Source organism: Mesorhizobium sp. Cs1321R2N1 (assembly GCF_037179725.1).
GTDB classification, from domain to species: Bacteria; Pseudomonadota; Alphaproteobacteria; order Rhizobiales; family Rhizobiaceae; genus Mesorhizobium; species Mesorhizobium salmacidum.
This window is the reverse complement of sequence record NZ_JAPYKP010000176.1, coordinates 1-10,402: the sequence shown is the minus strand read 5'-3', so window position 1 is coordinate 10,402 and position 10,402 is coordinate 1. Positions and strand designations below refer to the sequence as shown.

The following is a 10,402-nucleotide window of genomic DNA, read 5'->3' as shown; positions in this document are numbered from 1 at the left end:
CGAAAGGGTGCTGGTGGGTCTCGATCCCGGCCATGCGGCCGCCGACTCCATGCGCCTGCAGGCGCAGTTGCGCGCCGTCGCGCGGCTGCTGCCGGCAATCGCACAGGCCACCGTCATCCGCACCTGGTCGGGCTGCGAGGGCTATGTCAGGGACATGCTGCCGGTCATGGGACGCTCGGCGACGACGCCAGGCCTGTTCCACGCCTTCGGCTTCAGTGGACACGGCTTCCAGCTCGGTCCGGGCGTGGGCGATGCCATGGCCGAGCTCATTATGACCGACCGATGCGAAACGCCGCTCGATGATTTCAGGGTCGATCGCTTCGGCCGCGCCGTCTGAAAGGTTGCGACAACGTCCAAACCCTCACGTTCGGCGTACGTTCGACACAACGGGAGTTGATCGTCTATCGGCCGTTCATTCTGCAGATCGGTTGAGAGGCATGGGTAGATCGCGGCTCGATTCACGATGGATTTTCCTGGCATGCGCGTGGTCTCGCGCGCAGCTTAGTGCGCGAGAGCGCTTGCAAGGCGCAGAATCGCTCTGTCAGGCACTTGGCGCAGGACCGGTTCGTGGGATTTCATCACCATTGCGGGTGGCGCTTGCTGCGGGTCAAGAATAGGGGTGTGCCGTACTGCCGCGGAACAAAGCAGTCCGCGTGGTGCATGGTCTTCTTCAAGGCTTCCGAGATCACAATCTTGGTCCATGTTTCGCAAGATGTGCTCGTGCGAGAGATGAGAGAAGCCATGATATCGATTGGTCGCAGAAAGGGATGGCAAGGCGTGCCATTCGGAAATCCGCCAGCCTTCCGGCCGTGCTTTACATGCGCTGCTGGTAGCGCTACCAATTCATATGGAGGACGTGGCAAGACTGCAAGCTGCGTATGTATGGAGTGGACGTCTCCCTCGCAGGCGTCGCATCGCTCGGGAGGGAATCGATGGCATCCGTTGCGATCCGCGATGTCTACAAATCCTTCGGCGCCGCCGAAATTCTCCATGGCGTCGGGATCGATATAGAAGACGGCGAGTTCGTAACGCTGGTCGGCCCGTCGGGCTGTGGGAAGTCGACGCTGTTGCGCATGATCGCGGGCCTCGAAGGCATCACGCGCGGCGAGATCGCCATTGGCGGGCGCATTGTCAACACGGTCGCCCCCAAGAAACGCGACATTGCCATGGTGTTCCAGAATTACGCGCTTTACCCACATATGACGGTGCGCGAGAACATGGCGTTCTCCCTGATGTTGAAGCGTGTCTCGAAACAGGAGAGCGATGGCAAGGTCGAGCGTGCCGCGGAAATTCTCAACCTCACGCCGTTGCTGTCGCGCTATCCCCGGCAGCTTTCGGGCGGGCAGCGGCAGCGCGTGGCCATGGGCCGGGCGATCGTGCGCGACCCACAGGTCTTTTTGTTTGACGAGCCGCTCTCCAATCTCGATGCCAAACTGCGCGTGCAGATGCGCGCAGAGATCAAGGAACTGCATCAGCGCCTGAAGACCACGACCGTCTATGTCACTCACGATCAGATCGAGGCGATGACGATGGCCGACAAGATCGTCGTCATGCATGACGGCAATGTGGAGCAGATCGGGCGACCGCTCGATCTTTATGACCGGCCGGACAATCTTTTCGTGGCGATGTTCATCGGCTCCCCGGCAATGAACATGCTGACAGGCCGCATTGGCGCCGGCGGCTTCGAAGGCAGCGGCGGCGTCGCCATAGATTTGCCGCGTACGCCGCAAAACCTGAATAACGGTCCGGTGGTGCTTGGCATACGGCCCGAGCATCTGCGCCTTTCCGACCACGGCTTCCCCATCACCGTTTCGGTCGTCGAACCGACCGGGTCGGAGTTGCAGATCATCGGCCGCGCGCCTGGCGGTGAAGAGATCGTCGCGAATTTCCGGGAGCGACACCCGTTCCAGCCCGGCGAAACCGTCAAGCTTGCCGCCGAGCCGAGCCTGATCCATCTCTTTGACGCGGATACGGGCCGCCGGCTTTGAACATGCCGAGGTCTCAGCCAATCAAAACAGGAGGAAATGGCAATGAGATTCACCAGACGCGACGTAATACGAACCAGCGCCGGTGCGGCGGCTGCCGGAGCAATCGGCAACCGCCTGCTTGGCACGCCAGCCTTTGCCCAGGATGCGCCGAAATACACGCCCGAAAAAGGCGCCAAGCTCAGGCTCCTTCGCTGGTCGCCGTTTGTCCAGGGCGATGAGACCGCCTGGCTGGCGCTGACGAAGAAATTCACCGATGCCACCGGTGTCGAGGTGCGCGTCGACAAGGAGAGCTGGGAGGACATTCGTCCCAAGGCGGCGGTCGCGGCCAATGTCGGCTCGGGCCCCGACCTGATGTTCGTCTGGTTCGACGATCCCTTCCAATATCCCGACAAGCTCCTCGATGTGACCGATCTCGGAGATTATCTGGGCAAGAAATATGGCGGCTGGCACGAGGGCCCGAAGAGCTACGCCACCAAGGACGGCAAGTTCATCGGCTTGCCGCTGGCCACCATAGGCAACGCCATCGTCTACCGCGAGAGCTGGGTCAAGGAGGCCGGTTTCTCCGAGTTCCCGAAAGACACCGACAGCTTCCTCGAATTGTGCAAGGCCGTGCAGGCTAAAGGCCATCCGGCCGGCTTCACCCATGGGCATGGCGTCGGTGACGGCAACAACTACGCTCATTGGCTGTTGTGGAGCCATGGTGGCAAGATGGTCGACGAGAACAGCAAGGTGGTGATCAACAGTCCCGAGACGATGAAGGCGATCGAATATGCTCAGGCGCTCTACAAGACCTTCATCCCCGGCACGGAAAGCTGGCTCGACGTGAACAACAACCGCGCCTTCCTGGCCGGCGAGTTGTCCGTCATCGCCAACGGTATCTCGGCCTATGAAACCGCCAGGATCAACAAGGACAAGGATCCTAAGCTGACTGAAATGGCCAAGGACATCCGCACCGCTAGCTTGCCGATCGGTCCGATCGGCAAGGCAGTGGAGCTTTACCAGGTCACCTCGGCGGTGATCTTCAACTACACGCCCTATCCGAACGCGGCCAAGGCCTATCTGCAGTTCATGTTCGAGGAACCGCAGATGTCGGAATGGATCAAGGGCTCTTCCGGCTATTGCTGCCAAACCTTGAAGGCCTACGACGACAATCCGATCTGGAAGGCCGATCCGAACTATGCGCCCTATGCCAAAGCGTCCGCAACGCTGCGCAACAACGGCTACGCCGGGCCGCTCGGCTACGCTTCGGCCGCCACCATGGCCGACTATGTGCTGGTCGACATGTTCGCCAAGGCGGTGACCGGTCGGGCGACGCCACAGGAGGCAATGGAAGAGGCCGAGAAGCGCGCCAACCGGTATTACCGGGTGTAGTCCGCACGTCTTCTTCCGTTCATGGAAGAAGACGCTTGTATTTTTCGGGTCGGCCGCAGCGTGGGTCGAGACGTGCCGCCGAAATGCAGGCGCCCTATGAGGAGAGTGCGGGGCCGTGAGATCCGCGCGCCAGCGTCTTCTCCACGAAGGCGGAAGGACTGCTGGTTCCGGCGCCACTCGATATCCACCAGAGGAGCCTTTTCATGGCCGTGACAACCGCCGCCGCCCCGCCCCGCCCCTCCTTCTTGTCGCGCATTGCGGAAAGCCGCGGGCTGCTTAGCTTTGGCTTTATGCTGCCGACAGTGGTGCTGCTGCTGGTCTTCCTGACCTATCCGCTGGGGCTCGGCGTCTGGCTCGGCTTCACCGACGCCCGCATCGGCAGGCCAGGCGTCTTCATCGGCCTGGAAAACTATGAATATCTCTGGGACGACAGCGTGTTCTGGCTGTCCGTGTTCAACACGCTTCTCTACACGGTGAGCGCGTCGATCCTGAAGTTCGCCCTCGGCCTGTGGCTGGCGTTGCTGCTCAACGAGAACCTGCCGTTCAAATCCTTTTTCCGCGCGGTGGTGCTTCTTCCCTGGGTGGTACCGACGGTGTTGTCGGCGATCGCTTTCTGGTGGATCTACGATTCGCAGTTCTCGATCATCTCCTGGGCTCTCAAGCAGATGGGCCTCATCGATCACAACATCAATTTCCTTGGCGATCCGCAGAACGCCCGCGCTTCGGTGATCGCCGCCAACGTCTGGCGCGGCATTCCCTTCGTCGCCATAACCCTGCTCGCCGGCCTGCAGACGATCCCGCGATCGCTTTACGAAGCCGCCACGCTGGACGGCGCCGGTCGCTGGCAGCTGTTTCGCTATGTCACCCTGCCGCTGCTGACGCCGATCATCGCCATCACCATGACCTTTTCGGTTCTGTTCACCTTCACCGATTTCCAGCTCATCTATGTGCTGACGCGCGGCGGCCCGGTGAACGCCACACATCTCATGGCGACGCTTTCTTTCCAACGCGGCATTTCGGGCGGGCAACTCGGTGAAGGCGCGGCGATCGCGGTAGCGATGATCCCCTTCCTGCTAGGCGCGATCCTGTTCAGCTATTTCGGCCTGCAGCGGCGCAGATGGCAGCAAGGCGGCGGAGATTGAGATGGCTCTAATCAACGCTAAACCGAACCCCGCCGGCGGCGACGACGGTGGCATGACCTATTTGCAAAGCATGCCGCGGCGCGTGGTGACGGTCTACCTTCCGTTGGCGATTTTCGTCATCGTGCTGCTCTTTCCCTTCTACTGGATGACGATCACCGCCATCAAACCCAATGCGGAGATGACCAGCTACGATACATCGAGCCCGTTCTGGGTGGTTCACCCGACGTTGCAGAACATCCGTTACCTGCTGTTCGAGACCTCCTATCCGGGCTGGCTGCTCAACACGACGATCATCTCGGTCGCCGCTACCGTGCTTTCGCTCATCGCCGCGGTGTTGGCTGCCTATGCGATCGAGCGGCTGCGCTTTTCCGGGTCGCGCCAGGTCGGGCTCGCCGTCTTTCTCGCCTACCTGGTGCCGCCGTCCATCCTGTTCATTCCGCTGTCGGTCATGGTCTTCAATCTCGGGCTCTACGACACGCCTTTTGCCCTGATCCTGACTTATCCGACTTTCCTGGTGCCTTTCTGCACGTGGTTGCTGATGGGCTATTTTCGTTCCATTCCCTTCGAACTGGAGGAGTGCGCGCTCATCGATGGCGCCAGCCGCTGGCAGGTGCTGACCAAGATCGTGCTGCCGCTGTCGGTGCCGGGGCTGATCTCCGCCGGTATCTTCGCCTTCACGCTGTCGTGGAACGAGTTCATCTACGCTCTGACCTTCATTCAGTCGTCTGAAAACAAGACCGTGCCGGTGGGCGTGCTGACCGAGCTCGTCCGCTCCGACGTCTACGAATGGGGTTCCCTAATGGCCGGCGCCCTGATCGGGTCGCTGCCGGTGGTGATCCTTTATTCCTTCTTCGTCGAGCACTATGTGTCGTCAATGACAGGGGCGGTCAAAGAGTAGCCCAGCGCAATAGGGCAACTGACAGCAATGGCAATTTCCGGCGTTCCGCCATCGCGACTGAGTCCACACGATACCCGGTGGCCGAACACGGCGTTAGCAGACGAATTCGCCAAAACTCTTGGCTTCCTTCAGGCGACGCTTCTCGATCGCTGGTGATCGTCCTTCGCCAATGGCGCGCCTCGCGTGGATGCACTTCTCCCGAGCCCGGGCGAGTGGAATCCCGTCGCGTCCGTACCCTCCCGGACAGATGGTCTCCCGGCGGTCGTTGAGGCCTGTAATCCAGGCGGAACAAGATCGCGCCGTTCGGCATGACGCGAACGCCTTGAGGTCAGCATCCGAATTGCCTCCTGAAAAAAGTGCCGTCAGCGCAATTTCACGGACTCGTGGTGGCGATTCCCTTTTATCGTCAGTGCCTTGAAGCGAAAAAAGCACCGTCACGAGCCTGATTGGCCGCGACGGTACTTTTGAAAAATTCGTCCGAGCAATATGCCGCAGGCCCGTCAGGCAGGCCGCCAAAGCCAAGCTCTGCATACCGATAGTCACCGAATGTCGGTGAACGGGTTTATTTTTGTTTTCAACAGCTTGCGTCGTGCCATTGCGTTAATTCGGCGGGGTTCGGATGGGCCAAAATCACTCCCACTCGATTGCTCTAAATCTAGTTAAGCCGTTGACATCTCTAGGTTTTTTATTCGTTGCCGCGCAAAAGGCCGACCCATGGGCCGTCAAAACGTTACAGTTTTGATTTCAAAGGGAAAAATAGCACGAAAGTTTTTGTGCGGTTTCGGCATCTATAGAAGTCGATCGCCTTTCCGGCCCACTTTGGGCAACTCAGGTGGGTTTCACAGCGAACGAAGAAAGTACCGCCACCAACTGGGCCGGGGGAGGTTGAATAGCCTGTGGGTCTTTTGGGACCGTTTGCGGACCGGCCTGAGCCTAGGAATCATTTTGCTCAACTGCCTCTTCGAAACGGCTGACCGGCCAAAGACGCCCCTCAGGGAGAGGAGGCCCCGCAGGCAGCAGCTGCGGAATAGTCAGAGCCAGCGGCGAACCTCGGCCTTGTAGCGGCGGTAATCGTCGCCGAACTTCGCTTCGAGATAGCGCTCCTCGCGGGCGATCACCTGCGTCTGGATCGCTATCAGCACCAACGGGAGCAAGGCGAAGGCGATCGGCCCGTCGAAGCCGATCGCAAGGCCGGCATAGATAAGCGCCATGCCGAGATACATGGGATTGCGGGTCCACCGATAGGGACCGGTCGTTGCTATGAGGGTCGTTGGCAGCGACGGCGGAACGTTGGTGCCCAGCCGCCGGAACAGCCCCGCCGCCGCAAGCATCATCGCCGCGCCGGCAACGAACAGCAGCGCGCCCGTCGCGACCAGCAACCGCCAGTCGATGCCGAAAGAGCGCAGAGGGATGAACCGCTCCGCCGCCAGCCCCAACAGCAGCGCTCCCAGATAGACGAAGGGCGGAGGGAAGCGCACACCCGCGCTGTCCGGTTCGACGGCCATGCTCATCCTCCAATCTGTGCTTTCAAAACGGCGGCCCCAGAATCAACGCCTCGAATTACTACTGCAGGACTTGTTTGGCGCTCGGGCGTCCGCTCACATGGGCGAACCACTGGACGAGCTTGTTCTTGCCATCGAGGATCGCTTCGCCCTCTGGCGTTATACGCAGCCGGTCGAAATGCGGCATGAGGCGGATGTCGGCCAGACTAAAGGTTTCGCCGGTGAGGTAGGGTGCCGCAATCAGAGGCTCAAGCGCCTCAGCGCAGCTACGTGCCATGGGCACGGCCGCGTTGACCCGTTCCATGTTGGTCGGCTGGCCGAGGAAGGTTGGCGCGACCACTCGCTCGAACCCAATGCCGCCCCAGGATGGGCCCAGGTAGCAGTCGATAATGCCGATGATCTGATTCATACGCGCCCCTTCGCGCGCGTTCGTCGGCTGGAGCGCCGGACCAGGAAACGTCTGGTCCAGATAGCGCAAGATGGCCTGGGTTTCGAAGACTTCGAAGCCATCATGCTCAAGCACCGGAACCTTGCCGAACGGATTCCGCGCAAGATGCTCCGGCGTTTTCCATGCCGGCGGCATCAAGCTGACGAACTCGTATTCCACACCTTTCTCGGCGAGGCCAAGCATCGCCCCCCGCACGTTGGGACTACCTGCCGTGCCATAAAGTTTGACGCTCATCCCAGGACTGGTCGTATTCATGAGGATCACTTCCCTTCTTGCTTTAGATTGGAGCGCCGCCGCTCGGGTTGGCTAATTGGGACCGGAGAACGCAAATTCTGCTCTCAAACCAGCATCGACTGCTGGGCGAAGATACCTGCCATCGCGCCGTGCGATGATGCCAGGGTGACCGATGGCGGCGTAAGGGGGTTGGCGAGGTCGCCGGCGGCGTAGATGCCGGGCATGCTGGTTTCGCGGCGCTCGTCGACCTTGAGGATGATGCCGAGGGGCGTATCGACCGTGGCGAGGCCTAGTGATTCATGGAGGTTTGCGGACGGCTTGTTGCGCGGATGCGCGAACAGGATGTCGACCGCGACATTTGGGCCGGTATCGAGCTTGACGGTGGCGTTATGGCCCTCGTGATGGGCGATCTCGATGACCCGGCCATCGACGACAGGCGTGTTGCGGCGCGTCAGATCGGCCCGGATATCGGACGGAATGTCATGACCATCGGCGAAGACCGTCAACCTGTCGGTCCAATCGTGGAACAGCTTGACCTGATTGTGCGACTGCCGGCCGGACCAGACGAGGCCCCAATGCTGGCCGGCGACTTCAAAGCCGTCGCAATAGGGGCAGGGCACGACGGACTTGCCCCAGCCTTCGGCAAAGCCTGGAACATCAGGCATCTGGTCGATGACGCCATAGCTCAGGATCAGGCGGCGCGCCCTAAGGGTTTCGCCATCGGAAGTGAGGACTGAGAAATCGTCGATGGCGCCGGAGATGCTTTCGGCCCGGGCATTGACCAGCCTGAGCGTGGGATAGCGGGCCAGCTGCTGCCGCGCCTCGGCCAGGATTGCCAACGGTGGCTTGTGATCGTGGCCGAGCAGACCATGCGAGTGGCCGGCGAAGCGGTTGCGCGGCAGGCCGGTATCGAGAACGGTGACCTTGCGGCGGGCACGGCCGAGCTGCAGGGCGCCGGCGAGACCGGCAAAGCTGCCGCCGATGATGATGACGTCATCCATGGTGATGGGCTCCGTTGCAGGACAGGTTGAACCCATCCAATGGCTTGCATATTTCGGACACTGCATGGTATCGTAATTCAAGAATTAGGATACTGTCAAGGACTGGAATTATCGTGACCGAAAATAGCCACCGCCGGCGCGGCCGGCCCACCAACGAGGCGCTTGGCCAAACGATCCTCGACGCCGCGAGCGAACTCTTTGTGGAATTGGGTTTTCAGGCGACGACGTTGGACAAGGTCGCCCAGCGGGCGAAGATATCCAAGCTCAGCATCTACAGGCACTTCGAGAACAAGGAAGCGCTGTTCAGCGCGGCCATGGCGGCCGGCTGCCATGGGTTTGCACAGGCCCTTTTTGAAGGTGTCGACGGTTCGGCCGAAGATCAGCTCACGGCGGTGGGATCATCCCTGCTTCGCACGCTGTTGAGGCCGGACGTCCGCAATGTCGAAGCCATGATCATGGCCGACACGACCAATCAGAAGTCGTTAAGCAAGCTCCATTACGAAGCCCGCCCCGCCCATATCATCGCCCAGATCGAGGCCCTGTTGCGTCAGTTGCACGCGAAGGCGATGCTGAACGTGCCCGATCCTCTCCAATCCGCCCGCTTGTTTGCCGCGCTTTTCAAAGGATCCGATCTCCTGATGATCGCACGCTTCGATCAGGCGAAAGCAGAGGATGACAACGAAATCGAATCCTATTGCCGGTCGGCCGTCACCATGTTCATCGCCGCGCACGGTGGCAACGACCACGCGGGCGGATAGGCATTTGATTGCTCCTGGCAACTTGGCCGGGACCGTAGTCAAGGCGCTTCGTCATATTGGGCCGGCGCGCGCCGCCGAGCTTGCATAGATCGCGGCACCTCATCTTTCTCCCAACGATAAAAAGACGCTCGCATTTACCGCGGTCCAAGCTCCCGCCTGGATACGGTCAACGCTTCTCTCCATCGCAGATCCGGCAGCAGTCGGGACAACATTCGATAGGTGATACGACGGTGCCATCCGACGATATGCGATCGTGTCCGGAACATCGTCGGTACCGCAGCCCAGAGCTGAAACTATGTATGTCGATAACTAAAGTACCGTCAGCGCAGAAATGTCATGCTACAAGACATTTTCGGTATACATTTCAAAGCGTTGATCCGCAGAAAAGTACCGTCAAATTCTAAGAACGAATGACGGGACTTTTTAGAATGCTATGTCGGATACGAAAAACACCGTCAAAAGTACCGTCAGAGTGATTTGCTACAAGCTGCGAGCCGCGCCAGGCGCTCCGATAAACTTAACGATTTCATTGGTTTGATAGACTTGGCGATTCTATTGATAATGTGCCTTGGCTAGCAGTCTGCCCTGCCCGAAAATCATTGTATTTTCTGCGGAATACTACGCTAGAGCCGCCTATCTTCGCCGATTCCCCTACCCACTCCATTGTTTACGATCATCCTTTGTTATTGATTTTACATAAGATCTTGTGCGGCAATTCGCAATTTACCGTCAATTTTACCGTTAAAAAGGAGCGCTTTTGAAATCGCTGCATAAATGTGCTGCGGTGCGCTGAATGCATCTGTGCGGCTCGATTGTCTCCAAGACCGTACGTCATCGCACTCGGGGCGATCCCTTTTGTGGATGTGCCATCCCGCAAAAGGAGCCGATAAGGCCTGTTGCCGCGGGTATGAGCTCGGCTGGTTTGAGGCCGCAGAACGAACCCGCTGCGCGGGAGGGCGCCTGCGGTTGAGGTAGCGGTTACGGGCCGTGCGTCGCGCTCGCATTGAGCGTCCTCCGGCAGCGGCAGAGCATGACGGGCTTCTTCAACAAGGAGCCTGAC

10 protein-coding genes and 1 pseudogene are annotated in these 10,402 nt (G+C 59.8%); 6 read left to right on the top strand and 5 right to left on the bottom strand.

Annotation, left to right across the window (positions count from 1 at the left end):
• The 5 genes from O7A61_RS28545 to O7A61_RS28525 form a co-directional block, all read left to right on the top strand.
• Positions 1-337, top strand: a 337-nt coding sequence (locus O7A61_RS28545; RefSeq protein WP_337132613.1) for an NAD(P)/FAD-dependent oxidoreductase, incomplete at its 5' end; no start/stop codon positions are given.
• Positions 338-932: 595 nt separating this feature from the next.
• Positions 933-1,988: an ABC transporter ATP-binding protein gene (locus tag O7A61_RS28540; protein WP_337132612.1), complete on the top strand. Its 1,056-nt coding sequence runs from the start codon at positions 933-935 to the stop codon at positions 1,986-1,988.
• A gap of 42 nt (positions 1,989-2,030) precedes the next feature.
• Positions 2,031-3,359 carry an ABC transporter substrate-binding protein gene (locus O7A61_RS28535; RefSeq protein WP_140506225.1) on the top strand — a complete coding sequence of 443 codons (1,329 nt, stop codon included), beginning with the start codon at positions 2,031-2,033 and terminating at the stop codon, positions 3,357-3,359.
• Positions 3,360-3,562: 203 nt separating this feature from the next.
• Positions 3,563-4,501, top strand: coding sequence for a carbohydrate ABC transporter permease (locus tag O7A61_RS28530; protein WP_337132611.1), 939 nt, complete (start codon positions 3,563-3,565; stop codon positions 4,499-4,501).
• 1 nt (position 4,502) lies between these two features.
• Entirely contained in the window at positions 4,503-5,399 is an 897-nt protein-coding gene (locus O7A61_RS28525) for a carbohydrate ABC transporter permease (RefSeq protein ID WP_224615188.1), read from the top strand.
• Positions 5,400-5,501: 102 nt separating this feature from the next.
• Here the strand turns inward: O7A61_RS28525 and O7A61_RS28520 are convergent.
• The 4 genes and pseudogenes from O7A61_RS28520 to O7A61_RS28505 all read right to left on the bottom strand — a co-directional run.
• Positions 5,502-5,718: pseudogene (locus tag O7A61_RS28520) on the bottom strand (Arm DNA-binding domain-containing protein); the annotation flags it as partial.
• Between the two features lie 712 nt (positions 5,719-6,430).
• Positions 6,431-6,904, bottom strand: a complete 474-nt coding sequence (locus O7A61_RS28515; protein ID WP_337132610.1) for a methyltransferase family protein — start codon at positions 6,902-6,904, stop codon at positions 6,431-6,433.
• A 58-nt stretch (positions 6,905-6,962) separates the two neighbouring features.
• A complete protein-coding gene (locus O7A61_RS28510; protein WP_140761449.1) occupies positions 6,963-7,604 on the bottom strand; it encodes a glutathione S-transferase family protein in 642 nt (213 codons plus the stop codon).
• 83 nt (positions 7,605-7,687) lie between these two features.
• Positions 7,688-8,584: an NAD(P)/FAD-dependent oxidoreductase gene (locus tag O7A61_RS28505; protein ID WP_337132609.1), complete on the bottom strand. Its 897-nt coding sequence runs from the start codon at positions 8,582-8,584 to the stop codon at positions 7,688-7,690.
• Positions 8,585-8,697: 113 nt separating this feature from the next.
• Here O7A61_RS28505 and O7A61_RS28500 point away from each other — a divergent pair, with 113 nt between their 5' ends.
• Positions 8,698-9,342 carry a TetR/AcrR family transcriptional regulator gene (locus tag O7A61_RS28500; protein ID WP_337132608.1) on the top strand — a complete coding sequence of 215 codons (645 nt, stop codon included), beginning with the start codon at positions 8,698-8,700 and terminating at the stop codon, positions 9,340-9,342.
• 673 nt (positions 9,343-10,015) lie between these two features.
• Here O7A61_RS28500 and O7A61_RS28495 read toward each other — a convergent pair.
• The coding region (locus O7A61_RS28495) for a hypothetical protein (protein WP_337132607.1) at positions 10,016-10,402 on the bottom strand (387 nt) is incomplete at its 5' end.

Bases quoted from the DNA above. Each gene is read 5' to 3' on its own strand.
- O7A61_RS28535 (WP_140506225.1), top strand. From the start codon at position 2,031: ATGAGATTCACCAGACGCGACGTAATACGAACCAGCGCCGGTGCGGCG.
- O7A61_RS28530 (WP_337132611.1), top strand. From the start codon at position 3,563: ATGGCCGTGACAACCGCCGCCGCCCCGCCCCGCCCCTCCTTCTTGTCG.
- O7A61_RS28515 (WP_337132610.1), bottom strand. From the start codon at position 6,904: ATGGCCGTCGAACCGGACAGCGCGGGTGTGCGCTTCCCTCCGCCCTTC.
- O7A61_RS28510 (WP_140761449.1), bottom strand. From the start codon at position 7,604: ATGAATACGACCAGTCCTGGGATGAGCGTCAAACTTTATGGCACGGCA.
- O7A61_RS28505 (WP_337132609.1), bottom strand. From the start codon at position 8,584: ATGGATGACGTCATCATCATCGGCGGCAGCTTTGCCGGTCTCGCCGGC.
- O7A61_RS28540 (WP_337132612.1), top strand. From the start codon at position 933: ATGGCATCCGTTGCGATCCGCGATGTCTACAAATCCTTCGGCGCCGCC.
- O7A61_RS28525 (WP_224615188.1), top strand. From the start codon at position 4,503: ATGGCTCTAATCAACGCTAAACCGAACCCCGCCGGCGGCGACGACGGT.